Source organism: Rhodoligotrophos sp. CJ14 (assembly GCF_038811545.1).
Taxonomy (GTDB): Bacteria; Pseudomonadota; Alphaproteobacteria; order Rhizobiales; family Im1; genus Rhodoligotrophos; species Rhodoligotrophos ferricapiens.
Genome location: NZ_CP133319.1, coordinates 3,026,961 through 3,046,128, shown reverse-complemented (window position 1 = coordinate 3,046,128; position 19,168 = coordinate 3,026,961). Strand labels below are relative to the sequence as shown.

Annotated in this window: 23 protein-coding genes and 2 pseudogenes; 4 read left to right on the top strand and 21 right to left on the bottom strand. The window is 64.3% G+C overall.

Annotated elements, in window-relative coordinates:
- The first annotated feature begins 53 nt into the window (after positions 1-53).
- A complete protein-coding gene (locus RCF49_RS14135; protein ID WP_183319143.1) occupies positions 54-1,091 on the top strand; it encodes a zinc-dependent alcohol dehydrogenase family protein in 1,038 nt (345 codons plus the stop codon).
- A 101-nt stretch (positions 1,092-1,192) separates the two neighbouring features.
- On the opposite strand, the gene RCF49_RS14130 is transcribed toward RCF49_RS14135, so the two are convergent.
- Positions 1,193-2,614, bottom strand: a complete 1,422-nt coding sequence (locus RCF49_RS14130) for an MFS transporter (protein WP_183319141.1) — start codon at positions 2,612-2,614, stop codon at positions 1,193-1,195.
- A gap of 26 nt (positions 2,615-2,640) precedes the next feature.
- Positions 2,641-3,003, bottom strand: coding sequence for a DoxX family protein (locus RCF49_RS14125; protein WP_183319139.1), 363 nt, complete (start codon positions 3,001-3,003; stop codon positions 2,641-2,643).
- Between the two features lie 141 nt (positions 3,004-3,144).
- Here RCF49_RS14125 and RCF49_RS14120 point away from each other — a divergent pair, with 141 nt between their 5' ends.
- The gene (locus RCF49_RS14120; protein ID WP_183319137.1) at positions 3,145-3,747 is read left to right on the top strand and encodes a TetR/AcrR family transcriptional regulator; all 603 of its coding nucleotides are present in this window, start codon (positions 3,145-3,147) and stop codon (positions 3,745-3,747) included.
- A 61-nt stretch (positions 3,748-3,808) separates the two neighbouring features.
- Here RCF49_RS14120 and RCF49_RS14115 read toward each other — a convergent pair whose 3' ends face one another.
- The 11 genes from RCF49_RS14115 to RCF49_RS14065 form a co-directional block, all read right to left on the bottom strand.
- Positions 3,809-5,569, bottom strand: a complete 1,761-nt coding sequence (locus RCF49_RS14115; protein WP_183319135.1) for a relaxase/mobilization nuclease domain-containing protein — start codon at positions 5,567-5,569, stop codon at positions 3,809-3,811.
- 250 nt (positions 5,570-5,819) lie between these two features.
- Positions 5,820-6,605, bottom strand: coding sequence for a lytic transglycosylase domain-containing protein (locus RCF49_RS14110; RefSeq protein ID WP_183319133.1), 786 nt, complete (start codon positions 6,603-6,605; stop codon positions 5,820-5,822).
- Positions 6,606-6,608: 3 nt separating this feature from the next.
- Positions 6,609-6,947, bottom strand: coding sequence for a DUF736 domain-containing protein (locus RCF49_RS14105; protein ID WP_183319131.1), 339 nt, complete (start codon positions 6,945-6,947; stop codon positions 6,609-6,611).
- 68 nt (positions 6,948-7,015) lie between these two features.
- Entirely contained in the window at positions 7,016-7,561 is a 546-nt protein-coding gene (locus RCF49_RS14100; RefSeq protein ID WP_183319129.1) for a S26 family signal peptidase, read from the bottom strand.
- On the bottom strand, positions 7,558-8,079 hold the full coding sequence (locus RCF49_RS14095) for a DUF2840 domain-containing protein (protein ID WP_342640483.1): 522 nt from the start codon (positions 8,077-8,079) through the stop codon (positions 7,558-7,560). Before RCF49_RS14095 ends, RCF49_RS14100 begins: the two co-directional genes overlap by 4 nt.
- The gene (locus RCF49_RS14090; protein ID WP_183319125.1) at positions 8,076-8,342 is read right to left on the bottom strand and encodes a ribbon-helix-helix protein; all 267 of its coding nucleotides are present in this window, start codon (positions 8,340-8,342) and stop codon (positions 8,076-8,078) included. Before RCF49_RS14090 ends, RCF49_RS14095 begins: the two co-directional genes overlap by 4 nt.
- Positions 8,339-9,097 (bottom strand): DNA-methyltransferase, encoded by a 759-nt coding sequence (locus RCF49_RS14085; protein ID WP_183319123.1) that lies wholly within the window; start codon positions 9,095-9,097, stop codon positions 8,339-8,341. Before RCF49_RS14085 ends, RCF49_RS14090 begins: the two co-directional genes overlap by 4 nt.
- Positions 9,094-9,732 carry a ParA family partition ATPase gene (parA, locus tag RCF49_RS14080; RefSeq protein ID WP_183319122.1) on the bottom strand — a complete coding sequence of 213 codons (639 nt, stop codon included), beginning with the start codon at positions 9,730-9,732 and terminating at the stop codon, positions 9,094-9,096. Before parA ends, RCF49_RS14085 begins: the two co-directional genes overlap by 4 nt.
- On the bottom strand, positions 9,729-10,892 hold the full coding sequence (locus tag RCF49_RS14075) for a replication initiator protein A (protein ID WP_342640482.1): 1,164 nt from the start codon (positions 10,890-10,892) through the stop codon (positions 9,729-9,731). The genes parA and RCF49_RS14075 overlap by 4 nt, the downstream gene beginning before the upstream one ends.
- Positions 10,893-10,909: 17 nt before the next feature.
- Positions 10,910-11,188: a helix-turn-helix transcriptional regulator gene (locus RCF49_RS14070; protein ID WP_183318914.1), complete on the bottom strand. Its 279-nt coding sequence runs from the start codon at positions 11,186-11,188 to the stop codon at positions 10,910-10,912.
- 135 nt (positions 11,189-11,323) lie between these two features.
- Complete coding sequence (locus RCF49_RS14065; RefSeq protein WP_342644200.1) at positions 11,324-11,698, bottom strand: DUF2285 domain-containing protein; 375 nt, start codon at positions 11,696-11,698, stop codon at positions 11,324-11,326.
- Here RCF49_RS14065 and RCF49_RS14060 point away from each other — a divergent pair.
- Complete coding sequence (locus RCF49_RS14060) at positions 11,585-11,884, top strand: hypothetical protein (RefSeq protein ID WP_342644285.1); 300 nt, start codon at positions 11,585-11,587, stop codon at positions 11,882-11,884. The genes RCF49_RS14065 and RCF49_RS14060 overlap by 114 nt on opposite strands.
- Here the strand turns inward: RCF49_RS14060 and RCF49_RS22480 are convergent.
- From RCF49_RS22480 to RCF49_RS14050, 3 genes are all read right to left on the bottom strand, one after another.
- Entirely contained in the window at positions 11,871-12,095 is a 225-nt protein-coding gene (locus RCF49_RS22480; protein ID WP_183318916.1) for a transcriptional regulator domain-containing protein, read from the bottom strand. The genes RCF49_RS14060 and RCF49_RS22480 overlap by 14 nt on opposite strands.
- Positions 12,096-12,209: 114 nt before the next feature.
- Positions 12,210-12,467: a DNA -binding domain-containing protein gene (locus RCF49_RS14055; protein WP_183318918.1), complete on the bottom strand. Its 258-nt coding sequence runs from the start codon at positions 12,465-12,467 to the stop codon at positions 12,210-12,212.
- 109 nt (positions 12,468-12,576) lie between these two features.
- A complete protein-coding gene (locus RCF49_RS14050; RefSeq protein ID WP_183318920.1) occupies positions 12,577-12,828 on the bottom strand; it encodes a helix-turn-helix domain-containing protein in 252 nt (83 codons plus the stop codon).
- Between the two features lie 160 nt (positions 12,829-12,988).
- On the opposite strand from RCF49_RS14050, the pseudogene RCF49_RS14045 reads away from it, so the two are divergent.
- Positions 12,989-13,231 (top strand): annotated as a pseudogene (locus tag RCF49_RS14045) (TerC family protein); the annotation flags it as partial.
- Between the two features lie 132 nt (positions 13,232-13,363).
- Here RCF49_RS14045 and RCF49_RS14040 read toward each other — a convergent pair.
- From RCF49_RS14040 to RCF49_RS14020, 5 genes and pseudogenes are all read right to left on the bottom strand, one after another.
- Entirely contained in the window at positions 13,364-13,765 is a 402-nt protein-coding gene (locus RCF49_RS14040) for a single-stranded DNA-binding protein (protein WP_183318936.1), read from the bottom strand.
- 706 nt (positions 13,766-14,471) lie between these two features.
- A complete protein-coding gene (locus RCF49_RS14035; protein ID WP_183318938.1) occupies positions 14,472-14,888 on the bottom strand; it encodes a hypothetical protein in 417 nt (138 codons plus the stop codon).
- Between the two features lie 162 nt (positions 14,889-15,050).
- Entirely contained in the window at positions 15,051-15,986 is a 936-nt protein-coding gene (locus RCF49_RS14030) for a DUF2493 domain-containing protein (RefSeq protein ID WP_183318940.1), read from the bottom strand.
- Between the two features lie 330 nt (positions 15,987-16,316).
- Complete coding sequence (locus tag RCF49_RS14025; protein WP_183318942.1) at positions 16,317-17,357, bottom strand: DUF7146 domain-containing protein; 1,041 nt, start codon at positions 17,355-17,357, stop codon at positions 16,317-16,319.
- Positions 17,357-19,150, bottom strand: a pseudogene (locus tag RCF49_RS14020) (strawberry notch C-terminal domain-containing protein); the annotation flags it as partial. The pseudogene RCF49_RS14020 and the gene RCF49_RS14025, both read right to left, overlap by 1 nt.
- Positions 19,151-19,168 lie beyond the last annotated feature (18 nt).

The following is a 19,168-nucleotide window of genomic DNA, read 5'->3' as shown; positions in this document are numbered from 1 at the left end:
ACGTGGCCCGGGGTAAAGACATCGGACAATCAGCGCCCAAGGAGGAAACGAGAATGAAAGCGCTCGTCTATCAAGGACCCGGCAAGAAAGACTGGGTCGAAAAGGCAAAACCTGGCATTGAAAAACCCACCGACGTGATCGTGCGGGTGACCAAGACCACGATTTGCGGCACCGATCTTCATATCCTGAAGGGGGATGTGCCCGCGGTGACCGAAGGCCGGACGCTGGGCCATGAAGGTGTCGGCGTGGTTGAGGAAGTCGGCGGAGCCGTGCGCAACTTCAAGAAGGGCGACGCGGTTCTGATTTCCTGCGTCACCTCCTGCGGGACCTGCCCGAACTGCAAGCGCCAGCTTTACGCGCATTGCTCGGACGGGGGCTGGATCCTCGGCCATAAGATCGATGGCACCCAGGCGGAATATGTCCGCATCCCCTATGGCGACAATTCGCTCTACCCCATCCCGGAGGGCGCTGACGAAGAGGCGCTGGTGATGCTATCGGACATTATGCCGACCGGGCTTGAGATCGGCGTCCAGGCCGGTCGGGTGAAGCCGGGCGACACCATCGCGATAATCGGCGCCGGCCCGGTGGGCATGTCGGTGCTGCTGACCTCGCAGTTCTACTCGCCCGGCCGCATCATCATGATCGACATGGACCCGGCGCGGCTGGAACTGGCCAAACAGTTCGGCGCCACTGATCTGGTCCAGGTCGGAACGGAAGACGCTGTTACGCGCGTTTTGGAGATCACCGGCGGAGCAGGCGTCGACGTCGCCATCGAGGCGGTCGGCATTCCGGCGACCTTCGATATCTGCCAGAAGATCGTCTCGGCCGGCGGCAACATCGCCAACGTCGGCGTTCACGGCAAACCCGTCCAGCTTCATATCGAAGAACTCTGGATCAGGAACATCAACATCTCGATGGGGCTGGTATGCACCAACACCACGCCCATGCTGCTGAAGACCTTGGGATCCGGTAAGGTCAATCCAGGCAAGCTGGTGACCCATCGCTTCCCGCTGGATGAGATTCTGAACGCCTATGACGTCTTTGCGAATGCCGCACGCGAAAAGGCGATGAAGGTAATCCTCCAGGCCTGAGGCGCTATTTTCTTCAGCTTTGTGGATGAACACCCCGTCTGGACGATCTGGCGGGGTGTTCTTGCATCCTCAGGGACATTCGGGTCGCGCCGATCGCCTCGCTATTTCCGGGTTGCGATCCCCGCTGCAAAGATGCCGAGCAGGGTCAACAGGGCGATGCCGAGGCTGACATAGCGCGCCGCATCGGCGACCGAGTCCCCGCCCGCCGCCATCAACGTGCCGGCGACAGCCGAGGTGATGGAGAAGGCGATGAGTTGGGTGGTGGTGATCGCCGCCGCCGCCTTGCCGCCTTCGGCCGGATCGGTCGTGCTGCTCATGGCGGCCACGCCGAGCAGCGGCCAGGCGAGGCCGATGCCGATGCCCGCGAGCGCGAGAACCGCAGTCCAGATCGCCACCGTGGTCAGGCTGGCGTTTTCCGTCTGCAACAGGCCATAGGCGATGAGGCCTGCCGTCAGAAGCAACGGCCCGAGGCGTATGGCGCGTCGGCGGCCGCTCTCGGAGGAAACCGAGACGACGAACAATTGTGCGATGACCCAAGCGAGCGACAGCACCGCGCCGAGCAGGCCGGCGATCAACGGGCTGAGGCCGGCGAGCTGTTGGCCGAAGAGCGGAATGAAGTTCTCGACCATGACTCCGGCGCTGAGTGCGGCGACGGTCAGATAGACCCATTTCAGGGCGTTGCCGCGCCGATAGGTGATGCGCGGAAGAATGGTGTTGTGCGAGCGTCGCTCCACCACGACAAAGAGCCAAAGCAGCACGAAACCGATGCCGATCGTCGCCAGGGTTGGCCAGCCGATAGGCGCGATGGCGCTGAGGCTGATGGCGATGGTCGCCAGAACCAGCGGGATGAGCGAGGCGACGGGCACGGGCGAGCGATGCCCTGAACCGGCTGTCCCGGCGAAGGAACGCTGCGCGACGATGGCGAAGATCAGTGAAACGAGGGCGAGCCCGGCATAGGACCAGCGCCAGAGGCCGAGTTCGGCGAACAGGCCGCCGAGCGCCGGACCGAAGAGCGTACCCAAGCCCCACATGGCCGACACGACGCCGGTTGCCCGCGCCCAATGCCGTTCGGGAAGGGCTGAGCGGATCACGGCGTAGCCGAGCCCTGCCAGCAGGCCGCCGCCGAGGCCCTGTACCACCCGGCCGACGATCAGCAGTTCCATTGTCGGGCTGGCGGCATTGGCCGCCGCGCCGAGCGCGAAGACGACGAAGGCCGCCACATAGGCAAGCGCCGGTCCCTTCCAGTCGAGGATACGGCTGACGAACAGGGAGGCCACGATGGCCGAGATGACGAAGCCTGTCGTCACCCACGCATAATATTGCTGCCCGCCGATATCGGCGACGATGGAGGGCATGAGCGCTGCGGTGAAATAGAGGTTCATCGCGTAGAGCAGCACGCCGCTCGCCATGACGAGGACGATGGCGAGATGCCTTCCTGACAGGAGGTCGGACCATCTGTCGGCATAGGCTACAGGCGTGTTGGTTGGCTCGGCCGTGCCGACCGGCGAAGATCTATCGTTCATGGAAGTGAACTCCGGGGAGGAAGAATTCAGGCGTTGGCGCGTCGCACGAACAGGGACAGGCCGAGCACCGTCAGCGAGACGAGGAGCACGACGCTCGGAGCGGTCGAATGGTCATAGTCCGCATTGACCAGCGTCGTGAGGACGGCCGCGGCCATCACCATCGCGCCTAGCCCGGCACCAACAGGTCTCGTGATCGCGCGGAGCAGAAGCAGCGCGGCAGCCAGCTCAAGGGCGGCGGTGACGTAATGGAACCAGCCGGGATAGCCCCAGGCCGCATAGGCGGCCGCGTTTTCTTCCGAAAGGAATGTGTTGCCGTATGCGCCAAAGAGGAAGAAGGCCGCCAGCAACCACGCCAGGGTGGCGGTCAGGATTGGAAGTGTCTTGTTCATGGAGCCCCGCAAAATCGATAACGGCCGGCCGTATCCAACTGGACGCGGTGGCCATTCCATCATAGTTTGAGTGATCATTCTAATAATGATCGCGGTGGTCAAGCTATAATAGAGCGATCATACTATCTCTATGGAGCCCCCATGGTCCGCAAGGTCGTCCCCGAACAGCATGAGAGCAAACGGCAGGAAATCCTGGCCGCCGCCCATCGCTGCTTCCTGCGCAATGGACTGCAAGGCGCGTCGATCTCGATGATCTGCAAGGAAGCGGGCATGAGCCCAGGCCACCTCTATCACTACTTTCCCAGCAAGGAGGCGATCGTCGAGCAGATGGCCGACGACTACCTGGTGCAGCTCCACGGGCACTTTGGTCGCCATACGAAGGACGAGCCAACGGCAACGGTCCTGCTGTCCGAGCTCTGGAGCATGAGCGGCTGGGATGATCTCGCCCACTGTCGCATCCTGTTTGAGTTGCTGGCCGAGGCCGGACGCAATGAGAAGATCCACGCCATCTTGCAGGCCAACACCGACGGCATCCGTCAGCTTCTCGCCGACACGCTCAAGGCGGGCCAGGCGCGCGGCGAGGTCGATCCGGGTCTCGACCCCAGGCACGCGAGCGCTGTGCTGGTCGCCGTGCTCGACGCCGCTCCCATGCTGCCGCTGATGACGTCCGACGTCGACTTTGACGAAAGCCGCAAGTTGATCACGATGATGATCGATCGGTTCCTGCGACCGCAGCCGCTTTGATTACGCAAGCGCTACGATTTCGCAGCCGGCAGGACAAAGCTCTAGCATTCGGTCGTAAGGATTAGAGCCCGAGCCCGCGCTGGCGGCCCAGGCTCCATTCGATTCCGCCGTTTCCCTTGGCGACGCCGGCGATGTGCTGGCCGAGCTTCTTCTCGAGCGGTGGCGTCCAGGGCACGAGCTGGAAGCCGAGACCATTGTCGATCATGGCGAAGCGGCCTGAGGTCAGCGTGACGCGCTGGCGGTAGAGGCCAGCGACATGCTCGCCGGTCTGAGCCTTCTGGAACGGCAAACCTGTTTCCGCCTGAAGCTTGGCGCCGACGGCATCGATCTCGCGCTGGCGCAGGGTGTTAAGGAGATTGCGCTGCAGGATGATACGCTGGCCCTGACGTCGCGCGAGGCCTTCCTCGGCCAGATGCTCGGCACGGGCCTTCATGGCGTCGCGGACCTCGGCGCCGAAGCCGCCCGCCGACATCGGCATCGGCTCGCGCTCGACCAGGCGGTGATCGAGCCAGGTCGCGCCCGGCGCGGTGATCTGCCGATTGAGATCGAAGTCGGACCGGTTGGCGAGCATGAGCGTCGGGCGCTTGTCGTCCTCACCGCCAAAGCGGCGCACCTCCACGATGCCGCCGATCGGCGGGGAGTGTTTGAAGGCTTCGATGCCGCGGAAGCGGACGTGATGGGCGCGGCCGTCCGTGCCGTCGATCACCGCGTAGGCTTCGCCGGTCAGCTCGTCATGCAGGCCGCGATCGACCAGGCGGCCGATGATGGGAGAGCCCGCGCCGCCGCCGTCGATCACATAGTCGCTGAAGCCGCGATCCTGCCCGCGTTCGGTGAAGGCGCGGTGCATGGTCTTGATGATGTCGCCGCGCATGCCGAGATCGCGCAAGGTGCGTTCGGCCTGGAGCCCGACGGTCCATTCGCCGGGAGAGCCCTGGTCGGCAAGCCCCATCTTTTCGAGATGCTGGAGGCGGCCAATCATCAGGCGGCGCAGCGAGGGATCGGACTTGCCGGTGGCTTCGGGGCGCAGGTCGATGAAGCCGGTCTCGTCGGCGGCGATGCGGATCTCGACATCGAGCCGCGTCCAGCGTTCGGCCGTGACCTCCTTCTCCAGCGCATTGCGGATCTCGTGTTCGGGCTTGGGGCCGAGCTCGAGCGAGACCAGATCTTCGGCGCGCGAGCGCAGGCCGCGGCTGATATAGTCGCGCGAGATGACCAGATCGGCGCCAGTCTCATCGACCCCACGCACGAGAAGATGGACGTGGGGATTGTCGGTGTTCCAGTGATCGACGGCGACCCAGTCGAGCCTAGTGCCGAGATCCGATTCCATCTGGCTGACGAGATCGCGGGTGAATTCGCGCAGGTCGGTCATCTCGCCGGCATCCTCGGGCGAGACGATGAAGCGAAAGTGGTGCCGGTCATCCTTGCAGCGATCGGAGAAGGCGAGATCGTCGGCGCGCTCGTTGGTCGCGTCGAACATCACGCCCTTCTCTCCATCCCGGCTGACGCCCTCGCGCTTCAGGTATGAGAGATGGGCCGAGAGCGGGGCAGAGCGGAACGACTTGCCTTGGTGGCGCACGACACGCGCCTTGACGACGACGCGGCGCGAGGCGCTGAAGATGCGCGAGCGGCTGAACCTGACACGGCCCCTGCCGAAGGTCGAGTGACCACGGCGGGGGGCGCGTTTGGCGCGCACCTCGCCTGAGCTGTGCCCCGCCTTCTTCGCGGCCCGCAGCACCTGGTTGATAAAGCTCTTGGGCTTGGGGGCGCGGGTCGATCTGATGCGTCCCGGACGGATACGAAACTCGCTGTCGCCTTCGCTCATGAGCAGGCCCTTAGAGGCAGGCAATCCCGGCACAGTGCCGGAAATAGCGTTGAAAACGTGACATAAATCAGAAAAAGCGGCACGCGACCCGACCGACCGGCACGCCAAAAGCCAAGCCATGTCAATGGCTTGTGCGAATTTGGCGAGGCCCTTTTATCTCGCCGTCCTGCTGTCGTTGCTCTCCGCTCCTCCCTCCTTCCCGCACAGCCTTCTCCAGACCACGCCACGCTGCGCCATGCTGCGAATTCCCTCATGACCGGTCCCCTTCTCCGGCACGGGCGACGAAGAGGCTGCCGGACTGCAGTGAAATGGTGGTTTGGTCGTGCAACGAAGGCGCAGCCGAAGTATCGCCGGACTGCACATCGTATGTCGGCTGACCGGCCTGCAGACGATGCGCGGATGGCGTCACGAAGAGCGGCGATCGGCGCCAGGCATGCGGATCGGCGGCAGCGACGGCGACATTTCCTGGCTGGCCGGGCGTCACGTTTCCAGCGCCTATCAGCGGCGCGAGTGTAGCGACATAGGCGCGGGTTTCGGCAGGCAGGGGGCGGCCCGCGAGATATTCCTCGTAGCGCCTGGGACCGGCATTGTAGGCGGCGAGGAAGCCCGGTGAACCGAAGAGATCGTACATCTCACGCAGGTAGGCCGTGCCCGCGAGAATGTTGTCGCGCGGGTCGAAAGGATCGCTGCCGAGGCGATGGCGGATGCGCAGTTCGGCCCAGGTATCGGGCATGACCTGCATCAGGCCCATCGCGCCCGCCGATGACACAGCATGCACGTCGTCGGCGCTTTCGACGCGACGCACCGCCCTGATCCAGCGCTCGGGAATGCCGAAACGCTGCGAGGCTTCCGTCACATAGGCGGCATGGGGATCGCGCGATGGCTGCTCAGCCGATGGCGCGCTCTGCGCAAGAACGGCGGGCGGCGGCGCGGCGGCCAAGGTCAGGCCGGAAAGGAGAAGGAGGAGGATGCGCCGGGCAGCGCGAGGCCGCCCGGGTGACATCGGTGATGCGGGGCTCAAACGAACGATCCGCATGACCTATTTCCGTTCGCCGCGCTTTTGCGGGCGGCTCCAGTGCAGCGACCATGACGTCGCGTCCGCGCCGTTCTGGAACAGGCGGGCGCGGACCGGCTGGGGGAAGCTGGGGTCATCGATCGTCAGCGACAGATATTCACCGGCCTTCTCGCTGGACTCCGTCCAGGCCACACCGATCTCCGGTCCATTGTCATCCGGGCCGAGATGGATGCGATAGTTCGGCGCATTCTCGACCTCGGACGGTTCGACCGGAACGATGCTGATTTCGCACTGGATTGCGATGGTATGGATGCGGCCGATGAAGCCGGTTTTCTCACGGGTGAATTCGCCAATCTGCGGCATGACTAGTTCCTTTCAACGTGCGGTGGGATGAAGATCGGCGAGCAGCGCGCCCGCCGTAGGCAGGGCGTTCACCGCGTCGCCGCCCGCCATTCGAAGCGGCCTTCGCCCTTCTCGTCGATCCACAAGGGGACCGCGCGGCCGATGACCGAACCGGCTGGGACCGGGCCGAAATAGCGCCCGTCGAGACTGTCAGGGACGTCCCAGTTCATCAGGAAGATTTCGCCCTCGGCGATCACCCGGCAGCCCTGCCAATCGGGCAGCGGGCGGCCGAGGCGGTCGTGCTCGAGCGCTGCTCCCATCTCCACGCTGTCGACTGTGATGAGGACACCGACGCGGCAGACGGTCTGTCCTGGAAGACCCAGTACGCGCTTCAGGAGCGGCGTATCGGGCGGCAGATATCGGCCATTGGCGAGGAAACTGGCGATCGGTTCGGGCGCATCGACCGCGACCAGATCGGTGACCTCCAGACGTCCTGCCGGTTCAACGAAGTAGAAGCCGATCGGCGCGCTGGCCGAGGCGTTCCAGATGAGTTTGATCGGCGCATCGATCCAGGTCGAAACCGCGACGGCGCTGGTCGCTACGAAGGTCGCCATCGCCCATCCGATGCGGGTCATGGCCCGATCCTCCGGCGCTTGAGCCACGCCTGATGCTGCTCGCGCGTGTAGCTGCGCGGCTCGTGTCCGGCCGTCAGCCGATTGTGAACGTGTCGCCAGTAGTCGGGCGCTGCGTCGGCCGGATCGAGCGTCAGCGCTTCGATGGCGTCGACCAGTTGCAGCACCCGTTCGGCCTTCGGCCAGCTCTCGATCTTGAGCAGGATGTCGCCGCCGGGGCGCACGAAAGGCAGCGTTTGATAGGCTTCGCCGGGCTCGACTGCGCGCACGATGTCGATGCGCGAGATGATCGTGCCGAAGTCGTTGGAGGCCCAGCGGACGAAGGCAAAGATCGTGTTCGGCCGGAAGGAAAGGACACGGCAACGACGGTCGAGGATCGTTTCGTAGGTGGGCTGGCCGAACCTGATCCAGTATTCGATCTTCTTCTCCACCCATGTGAGCTCGACATGGGTGAGACGGTCGGATGGTGCGGGCGACGGCATCGGGCCGCCGCGCATGCGGGGTGCCGCGATGCCTGTCATGACGGGTCTCCTGGTGATTTTGGGAATTCGCGCGCGAGCAGCTCGCGCAGCATGTCGGCGACGGTGACGCCGCGTTGGAAGGCGGCGATCTTGATGCGGCCGCGCAGGTCCGGCGTGACGTCGATGGTCAGCCGGGCGGTGAAGCCGGAGCCGGATGGTGGCGCGGATGAAGAGGCCGACGGGAGCCGATCGGCGGCCTTGATCCAGTCGTCGGGATCTGTCGGGCGGGCGGCGAAGCCGCGCTTGTGCGGCGGCTTCATCATGACCTGTCTCCCGTGGCGAGCGGCAGAAGCGCGGCGATGCGGTCGGCGGCTTTGCGCGCCATCACCGGGTCGAGCTCGCAGCCGAGATAGCGGCGGCCGGAGAAGCGGCAGGCTTCGCCGGCCGCGCCCGATCCGGCGAACCAGTCACCGACCAGGCCGCCTTCCGGGCAACTCGTGCGGATGAGGATTTCGATCAGACCGGACGGCTTTTCGGTCGGATGGATGGCGCGGCCATGGGCGTTGCGGGCATGGATGACCGAACGCATCAGGCGTGGCCCGCCATCCTCGCTGACATAGTGGCCGGCATCGATATGGCCGGTATGAGGGGGTCGCTTCTTGCGGCGCACAGTGCGCGCTGTGGCGTCCGGCGTCGTCTGCACGACGTTGTAGACCGCGCTCCATCGCGCATCGCTGCGATAGAACTGGGCGACGAGTTCATGGACGCGCTTGAAGCGATCGGCGTGAAAGCCGGAGCCGTTCTGCTTCTCCCAGACGATCTCTTGGGCGTATTTCCAGCCGGCGTCATCGAACGCCGCGGCGGTCGCCATGAAGCAGCGCAGCGAGCCGAATACCCACATTGAGCCGGACGGCCGCAATGCCCCCCGAGCGAGCGGAAGCCAGCCCTCGACACGGCGATCCCAGGCGAGCGACGTGTCGCCATAGGGCGGATCGGCGAAGATCATGTCGAACGGCCCATGCGCCGGCATGAGGACGCGGCAGTCACCGGTCAGGATGGAATGTGCGGGAAGCTTCATGGCGCCAGCCTCCCCACTTTCGCGGCGAAGGCAGCAATCTCGCGGGCAGCCATACTGTCGTGCTCGGCCTCGAACACGAGGCGGCCCGACTGCGCCAGGTCGGCGAAGGCGGCACGCTGGCCGATGGTCGCCGAGAGCAACGGCGGATCGTGGTCGGCGAGCGTCTCGGCCGTCTCGCGGGTGATGACGGTGCGGGCGCCGCAGCGGTTCAGCACGAACCGGGCGATGAGCTCAGGCCGATAGATGCGCGCCTCGGTGAGCAGCGCCAGCATCTCGGCTGACGCCCAGCCATCGAGCGGTGACGGCTGCACCGGGATTAGCACGAGGTCGGCTGCAAGCAGCGCCGAGCGCATGAGGCCGGCCACACGTGGCGGGCCGTCGATGACGACATGATCGGCATCACGGGCGAGTTCGGGCGCTTCGCGATGCAGGGTATCGCGTGCCAGGCCGACCACGCCGAACAGGCGCGGCAGGCCCTCGCGGCTGCGCTGCTGCGACCAGTCCAGAGCCGAGCCTTGCGGGTCCGCGTCGATCAGGATGACGCGCTTGCCTTCAGCCGCCCATTGGCCGGCGAGGTGCAGGGCCAGCGTCGTCTTGCCGACGCCTCCCTTCTGGTTGAGGAGCGCGACGATCATTGCGCGCCTCCCGGGTCATCGCCGAAAGACGGTCGCTGGACGTCCGAAGATGAAGTGGAGCCGTTTACGGATTTACGGAAAGACGTAAGACGTGTATCATTACTTTCAGATGATGATTTGCGGTCCCTTTCGGACCTTCCGGCGATGTTTTCCACATCGCGCGCGCGCTCTTCAACGTTAGACTCTTTGTTAGACTCTAAGTTAGGGGCGCGACTATGTCTTTTCTTTCCAGAGCTTAGACCCTGTTTGGGTTCCCGATAGCACGAGCCTCCGGTTCCTGATAGCACGATATCCCGGGTTCCCGATAGCACGAGGCCATCCACAGGTTTTGCACAGGCGCCGGACGGCTCAAAAGCGAGCAGCAGGCGGCCGCCGACTTCGACCTCCAGAAACAGCGTGTAGCCCGGCAAGGGTTGGCGCTGGATGATGCTGCGCAGCTCGAAGGCGAAGCGCTTGAATGGCGATAGGCTGCCGGATTTCTGGTGCAGATGCCGGAAGTCGAAACGCCAGCCATGGCGCTGCCTGCCGCCGTGCTTGCGCACTAGGCGGTAGAGCCAGCGATCGAGCCCACCTGTCAGGTCGAAATAGGCCCGGTCGATGGTGAGCACGAGCGCATCGTCGAGGACGGCACGATAGAACCAGTCCGGCACGATCAGCTCGATCCCGGCGGGCTTGCCGTATCGATCGGTGCGCTCCTGCCATTCATTGATCCAGGAGAAGCGGTGACGGCGGCGCTCGGCCGGCTGGCGGAGCGAGGTGGCGACGGTGGTCGACTGGAGCCGGTCGAGCGCTGCCTTCAGGCGCTGATAGTCGCGCAGCGACACGCCGCGGCCGATGAAGTTGAGGATCTCATAGGGCGTGGCGGCCATCAGGCGCGAGGTGCGCAGACCCTTGTCGCGCGCCTCGACGATCTGGCTTGCTGCCCAGATCAGGATATCTGCGTCCCAGATCGTGGCCATGCCGTGATCGGGCACCGCCTCGACGCGGATGGTGACGTCGCCCGCCACGAAATCGATCGGGGCCGTGCGGTGGCTCTTGGAGAGGGAGAAGAACGGATAGGCCATGAGATCCTGCGCGTCGCGGGGCGCGAAATCGCCCGGGAGCGCATGGAACAGATCAAGCTGCCCTCGCTCCTGAGATGGGCGATGCCGCGCCGTCATTGAGGAAACCGCAAGGATCAGCGGGCGTGACGGCCGGCATGGGCCGGTACGGGCTCATGCCGCTTTGCGGGCAGGACGCGGCCGCGCGGATCGGAGGTCGAGGTGACGACGCCGCGCTCGGCCCAGGCTTCGAGATCGTCGATGGCGTAGACGACGCGGCCGCCGAGTTTGCGATAGGCCGGCCCGGTGCCGTACGTGCGGTGCTTTTCGAGGGTGCGTGCCGACAGGCTGAGGAATTCGGCCGCTTCCTTGGTGCGCAGGAAGCGCGGCGGCAGGGTCGCGAGATTGGTGGTCATGGGGGCCTCCGTGGCGTTCGCTGGAGCCGCTGGCGCTTAGCGGCGGGACGAAGGCCACGTTGGCGAAGAAGAATTGCGAGGGGGGAGTGCGAACTTAAGGGTGCTAAAAACGCACACCCGTGATCGTAGTGCCGGCTATTTGCGGCGGCGGTGGCGAAGCAGCTTGCGATAGCCGCCTTCGATCATGGCGAAGCCGTCCTTGACGAGATCGAGCACGGCGTCGCGCAGCGGGGAGGTCTTCCAGGGGTCGCTGGCGACGCGCTCGACGCCGAAGATGGCTTCGGCGATCTCGCGGTAGTCGGCATTGTGCATGCGCGCGTCGACGGCGCGTAGCATGTTCTTGAGGCGGCGGCGTTGTTGGGCTGTCATGCGCATATCCCGCGGAACAGAGAGGCCATGGAGACTGCGCCACAGGCGCGTCAGGGCCTGGATCCGATCGAGGCTATGAGCATCGAGCGGTATGATGGCGGCAATCGGCTGGTCAGGCCTGAGTTTGTTCAGCGCGATCAAATGGAGGCGGCCGCTCTCGGTGAAAGCCGACAAATGCAGACCTTCGAACGCGGTTTGCTGGAATTCCATGTCAATATCTCCGAGAACGAGCGGGCCGATCTGAACCAGTTCTGGTGCGGGACCGATATGCAGCACGCTTGTGTCGGTTTCCGGGGTCCAGAAGACGGGTTGCTCAAGGGCGCTTAGGCTTGGGCGGGCGGGGAAATCGCAGGCCCCAGCGATTGCCGATCGCTTCGGTTTCGTTGTCCCCTCTCACGGGAGTCTTAGCGATATTTGCATAGTCCCGCTGGTATTTTGGATTGCGGCGCAGGCATTCCCAGGCAAGCGCGTCTATATCGGCGTCGTCCCAATAGTCATATGGAATTGATGAGCGCCATTCTCTCGTATCTGGCGTCATGATGATCCTTCCTGTGCAGCGAATGCGCGTTAAGAGCGAATTGATTCCGCGAATTCAATTGCTTTGGAAGGATGCGAGTGGCAACGCCTGTTGCTTGCAGAACAACGGAGGCGTTCAGTGCGGGCGCTCGCGCCTGAGCTGCCGGTAGCCGTGTTCGGTCATCCAGTGAGCGCGCGCCAGATGGCTGTCATGGACGCGGCGGGCACGCTCGGGTTCCGCGATCGGACAGATCCTGAAAAGAACCTGCACGGCTTCCTGCCAGTCGGCGCCGTCGGCCTCCGCGTCGAGCAAGCGGGCGTAGAGTTTGATATGCTGGCGGTCATACTCGGTGAGCGCCAGGCTCGTGGGGGCTTCGTCGAGGTAATCAATCATCGTCAGTAAAAAGCACGTAGCATCCTTTGATCGGACTAGGCTTCCTTAACCATATCTACAGGCCGAAGGTGACAATGGGGCGGCAGTGCGTCCGTCCGGCTGAGTGAAACTATTTGCGTTCAGCGGATTCTTGCGCATCGACGATCATCACCCCTTCGTTCCGACCCGAATTGATGAAGGCGATGCCTTCGGTTTCCAAGGCTCTGCGCACTTGATCACTGGTGCTTTCATACACACGAAGGCCGCTTGCCGACTCCATGCGTTTGAGCGCGGTCAGCGAAACCTTGGCCTTGTCCGCGAGCATCTCCTGTGTCCACCCAAGCAATGCGCGCGCGGCCCGTGTTTGTCGGGCGGTGATCATGCATGATCACCTCCCACCGGCACCAACCGTCACGCCAGAACTACGGCTATTATAGTCGGAGTTGATTGGGAAAGCGACCCAGAATCGGCGTTTGAGGCCCTGTCAGCAAGAAAATGAACCCCGACTGATTCGGTCGCACGCCAAGCGAGCCCCGCGCACGATGATCGCGCCGACGGCAGATTCAAGTATCTGGATCGGCCTTGTCACCCTCATCGTTCTCGAAGTCGTTCTCGGCATCAACAACCTGGTCTTCATCGCGATGCTGGCGGACAAGCTGCCGTCCCATCAGCGCAACAGGGCGCGCATCGTCGGCCTGTCGCTGGCGCCCGCTATGCGCGTGGTGCTGCTCTTCTCGATCTTCTGGATCGTGAGGCTGACCTGCGCCGTGATGTCGGATCTCGGTCGGGATCGGATGAATTTGGCCTACGACGAGGAAACGCGGGCGATCACCGAAATCTCTTGCGTTAGTGCCGATCACTAGCCGCGACCATGAGGATTGCCCGGCGGCTGTTGCCGCCGGGCCTTCGACGCCCGCTCAGAACGGAATTTCGTCGTCGTCAATGACCTTGCCGTCGTCGTTCTGGGTCTGCTTCGCCCGGCTGAGGAAGTCGACCGTCTCGGCGATGATCTCGCAGCCGTAGCGGTCAACGCCCTGCTGATCGGTCCACTTGGTGTAGTGGATGCGGCCGCGGATCAGGACCTTCATGCCCTTCTCGCAGTGCTCCTGGACCGTCTTGCCGAGGCCGTTGAAGCAGGTGATGCGGTGCCATTCGGTGTCCTGCACCCGGTAGCCATTCTCGTCGCGGACGACACGGCCTTCCGAGTAGCGGGGGCGCGAGGTGGCCAGCGTGAAGTGGGTGATGCTGGTGCCGCCTTGGGTGGTGCGGGTTTCCGGGTCCTGGCCGATGTTGCCAGCGAGGATGACGATGTTCTGCATGGTAGTTCTCCGTTGCTTCATTCGGAAGGACCGTCCCTCCGATGATGCCCGGCCAAGACCGTCGGGAGATGCCTGCACTGACGCCGGAGCGTCAGCTTGACCCGTAAGGCCCGGAGTGGAGCGGGCAGGCGCTTCAGCGCCAACACGGTCCGGAGCCGCGCGGGTTGCGGTCAGAAACCGAACGGGCTTAGGGGATCAGTCAGGAGGAGGGATTGGTCCTTCAGAAGAAGCCACTGGAACGGGGACAGCCAGCAGAACCTTCCTCTTCATCCGCAACACGGACTGCGAAGGATCCGCCCCCCACTACCCTGGCGGCAGCACCACATTCATCACGCGGCCTGTCCCCTTCGCGGCCATCACTCGTCCGTGGCCGAGCCTTCAGCGCGAAGGGCTATCGGGTGGCACCGGTTGAAGAGAACCGGCATCCCTAAACGGCCGGAGCATCGGGGCAGCTTGCCCGTGAAGTATGAGGGATCGCCAGCCGCCTCGGTTACCACCTATTCCAAGACGGTCGATTGCTGCCGATTGACCAAGAGCTCGGCTGGGACCTGTCGCGAGGGTCGTCATTCCTGTGAAACAGACAAGGGAATCCGAGTGTGCGGTTCACAAGCGGCGAAAGCGTGGGCTGGCCGACGATGCTGCCCGTCTGTGTCCTGGCACCGTTGGCGTCTGTGTGCCGGCCACCTGGATCAGCTATCCAGTTGGGTCAGCGCGAAAGGACGACCGTGCCGAGGGCGTTGAGATTGGCCATCGCCGCCACGCCGACGATCAGCCCGCTGGTACCACACAGCATGTTGAGAAGGATGGCGGAGTCGATGGCGTTTTTGGCGACGCCATGGAAAAGAGCATAGCCGGCGATGAAGGCTGGTATGGCGAAGGCGGCAAGCGCAATGAGACGCAGAAACGGGTTCTTGGCAAAGCCGAGAATGGCGATGACCAGGCCGACGGAGAGCAATGCGGCTCCGATGGCAGCCAAGCCCGACATGACGAAACCGGCATCGGTCGCGTAGACGTGCTGGAAGGCCGCAATCCCGACCATCACGGGCAAAGCGTAGGTTGCGAAATTGAAAGCGATTACGCAGAGCGCAATCGAGAGGGAGATGGCGAGCAGGATGAGCGTCATGGGAACCTCCACATGATCAATGGAAAGATCACGACAGGCTGCCCGATGAATCGCTCCGCCTGCGACTATGCTTCGAACCGGTTCTGCAAGACGATATTCTTGGGCTGAGGGACCTACGCCGTCAAGTATCGGCGGCTTAAACTACCGCCGAGCGGCGGCGCTCTAAGCGCCGCCGTCGAATTTCATCACTGGGATGCCGAGCTTGCGGGCTTTGTCCGCGAGGTTCTCCTGGATCCCGGTGCCGGGGAAGACGAGGACGCCGATCGGCAGGACCTCCAGCATCTGGTCGTTGCGCTTGAAGGGCGCGGCCTTGCCGTGCTTGGTCCAGTCGGGCTTGAAGGCGACCTGCGGCACCTTGCGGTTATCCGCCCATTTCGCGGCAATCAGTTCGGCGCCCTTGGGCGAACCGCCGTGCAGAAGCACCATGTCGGGGTGCTTGGCATGGACCTGATCGAGCCTCGCCCAGATCAGCCGGTGATCGTTGAAGTCGAGCCCACCGGTGACGGCGACCTTGGGACCGGCCGGCAGCATCACCTCGGTTTCCGCCCGGCGCTTTGCGGCAAGGAAGTCGCGGCTGTCGATCATCGCGGCGGTCAGATTGCGATGGTTGACCATCGAGCCGGAGCGCGGACGCCAGGGCGTGCCGGTGTGGCGCTCGAACTGCTCGGCGGCGACATCGCGGAAGAGCTCCATGCTGTTGCGCCGCTCGATCAGGGTCTGGCCCTCTGCCGTTACGCGCTCCAGATCGACGGACTTCACCTCGCTGCCATCCTGTTCTCGTTGAAGGCGGCGCTGTGCCTGCTCGTTGTCGTCGAGCTCGCGTTCTACCCGGTTGGCGGCGCGGTGGAAGAGATTGACGGTCGACCAGAGCAATTCGTCGAGGTCGGGTTCGAGGCGGGTGTCGCACAGCGTGACGATCAGGGCATCGAAGATGTCGGCGACCGCGCCGGCGACGGCATTGCCTTCGGGAAGCGGCCTCGGATCGGCTTCGTCCTGAAACGGGCGCCAGCCATAGAGCTGGAGTTCGGTGAGGACATGATCGGTGGGGGAAGAGGTGTGGACCGGTTCGAAACCTGCATCTTCGTCTTCGTGCAACATCGGGTGCTTCCTTCGTTTGAAGCCGCGCCCATCGCGGCCTTCGCAGGCGTCGAAAGCCCACGGGCGGGACGGGCTGGCAGTCCTCGCGCTCGCGCGAGGGTCTTGATGGCCGTGTCCGGCTAATTTGCTTCGCGATGCAAAGGCGAGGCTCGTCCTCGCCGGCGGAAATTAGCCGGACGCGGCCATTGCCTGACCGGCGCGTTTGTGGGCCGATCGCCCTCTCGAGAAGGCCGTGGGCGCTGCCTCCACGACAGGCAGGAATCGCACCGATGTCCGAAGACGGCAGGTGAAGATGGACGGTCGGCGCGCGTCTTCTCCTGCCGATCTCCCTCAGCCCTCCATGAACCGGGCGACATCCTCAGGAAGAAGCTGGTCCTTCAAGGCCGCCCGCAAGGCATCGGCGCCGGCTTCGCGCAGATCCTGGTTGAAGTCCCCACGCATTGGCGACAATCCAACGGCTTCGATGCCGACGCTTTCAGCTCTGGCGATCAGGCTGTCTCTCGCAACGTCCCCCGCCGGGTCGCGATCTCTGAGGACATAGAGCCTCCGCAGCGACGTCGGGAACAGGATGGCGGCGAGGTGTGCGGCCGAGAGTGCTGCCAGCATCGGCATATGGGGCAAGACCATGCGGGGTGATAGCACGGTCTCGATCCCTTCGCCGGCGGCGAGCACCTCACCGGTGATCCCGAAACGGACCGCATGGCCGAGAAGATCGCCCATCGCCCGCCGCGGTGTCTCGACAGGCGCCTTGTCCAAGCCGTCCGGGTTGAGCCAGGTGCGATGCGCGCCGGTCTGTCGCCCGGCAAGATCGGTGACGGCAGCGACGATCGCCGGCCAGGTCTCAGTGGGCGAATGCTCGTCAGGCCGATAATAGCAGCGCGGATGGAAGCGCAGACTTCCGGTTCCGTGCAAAGCCGTAATGCCGCGATTGCGGAAATACGTTTCTGCAAGTGTGCCGCTGATCGGCTGCGACATGGCGAAAAGCCGCCGCGACGCTTCCGGCGACCCAGATGCTGCGGGATGGATATGAGCGTTCCGTGGTCTTTCCTGCGGTTCGGGATGCGGGAGAGAGAGGAAACGCCGTGCTTCTTCGGCCACGTCCTTGAAGTCTACCAGGCCCAGCGTCTCGCGGATGACGTCGAGCAGGTCGCCATGTTCGCCGGTTGCGGCATCGGTGAACTTACCGGCCGCGCCTTTGCCGGTTTCCGGGCCGGTAAGACGGACGAACATGGAGCGGCCGGGCGCGTTGCGGACATCGCCCACTACCCAGTAGCGACCGGCACGGTTGCCCGAGGACAGGTAATAGCGGCACACCGCCTCGGCCTGCCGGCCGAGACGGATCGCGAGGTCCGAGGCATCGTGACGCACCATTACGCGGCCTCCCGTTCGCCGACGCGCTCGACCGGATAGCGGTCGAGCAGCCTGGCGAGGACAACCGGTCCGTTGTCAGCGACCGGAACGAACATGCGCAGCTTCCAGGAGATGATCTCGTGGAAGAGGCCATAGGCGGTGAGACGCTCGCGCATGGTGTCGTCGAAGCCGGTGAGCTCGATCCGGTTGGCGCCCATGACGCGGCTGCGGCGAAGCTGCAGACCCTCGGCGAGGTCGAGGATCGTGCGGCCATCCATCAGTGCCATGAACGCATCGTCCGGCGCGAGCGAAGTCGTTCCGGTCGCGGTTGCATTGGCGGCCCAGGCCGGCGAGACCTTGCGACCGATGATCCGCTCGCCTTCATCGGTTTGGAGCCGATAGACGCGGGTGGATTCGTTGGGCAGCCGCTTCCAGATCGGCAGCAGCAGGCCGGTGACGATATGGATGGTCGAGTCGGAGAATTCCGGCACCTCCGCGACCTCGGCATTCCAGGCCTCGGCGAAGACATCATTGCCCGCTTCGATCCAATGGGTCTCGCCCATCATCCGGACCGGGACATTGTGCGCCTCCATCGGACGGAGCAGACGAACGCGGCGTTCGACCTCGCCATCGTCGAGCATGACGCTGGTGGTCGGGATCTGGACGGCTGCGCGCCCGGATCGCTCGTTGATCAGGAGCTTCGCGCGGGGATCGCCGAGGTGATCCAGAGCGGCAGTGAGCGTGACCGGATGGTTGCGCTCGCGCTGTGTGATGGTGAGGAGCTGCGTCTGCGCGCCGGTGCCCGGATGCGTGTAGATGGTCTGACGGTCGGTCACCGTGAACCGCTCCGCCGTCAGCGTCTCCAGTCCGACATCATAGGTTCCAGACGCGATAGCGCCCTCGATCTTCGCATTGAGCAATTGCTCGAAAGCGGTGAAGAGGATGCCCTGAAGCTCGATGGTGAGTGCGAGCAGTCGATTGAGGAAGGTCGTGATCGGCGGCAGATCGTCCTTGATGCCGGTGGAATCCATCAGCTTCAGGCCGGTGGCGGCTTCGAAACGGTCGAGCGAGCAGCCCTCGACCTTGCCGCGCACCAGCAGCAGATAGAGCTGGCGCAGCGCATCGCGGGCATAGTGCGACTCCAGATTGTCCTCGGGCCGGAAGAGACCCTGGCCGCCGGTCTGGCGCTGGCCGCGCGTGATCGCGCCCAGCGTGTCCAGGCGGCGGGCGATGGTCGAGAAGAAGCGCTTTTCGGCCTTCACGTCGGTCGCGATCGGCCGGAACAAGGGCGGCTGCGCCTGGTTCGTCCGGTGCGTTCGGCCGAGCCCCTGAATGGCGGCATCCGCTTTCCAGCCGGGTTCGAGCAGATAATGGACGCGCAGCCGCGTATTCCGCGCTGACAATTCGGCGTGGTAGCTGCGGCCGGTCCCGCCGGCGTCCGAGAAGATCAGGATGCGCTTCTGATCATCCATGAAGGCCTGCGTCTCGGCGAGATTGGCGGCCGCCGCACGGTTCTCGACCACGAGTCGATCGACACCGCCCGGGCTCGTTTTTCGGATGATCCGGCGCGATCGGCCGGTGACCTCGGCGACGGTATCAATCCCGAAATGCTGGACGATCTGGTCGAGCGCGCCCGGCACGGGTGGCAGGCTGGCGAGCTTCTCGATCAGCGCGTTGCGCCGGGCGACCGCCTCACGACTTTCGACGGGCTGGCCATCACGATAGACCGGACGCGACGATAGATTGCCCTCGCTGTCGGTGAAGGGCTCGTAGAGCTGCACCGGGAAGGAATGGGCAAGGTAGTCAAGGACATAATATGCCGCGTCGGCGTT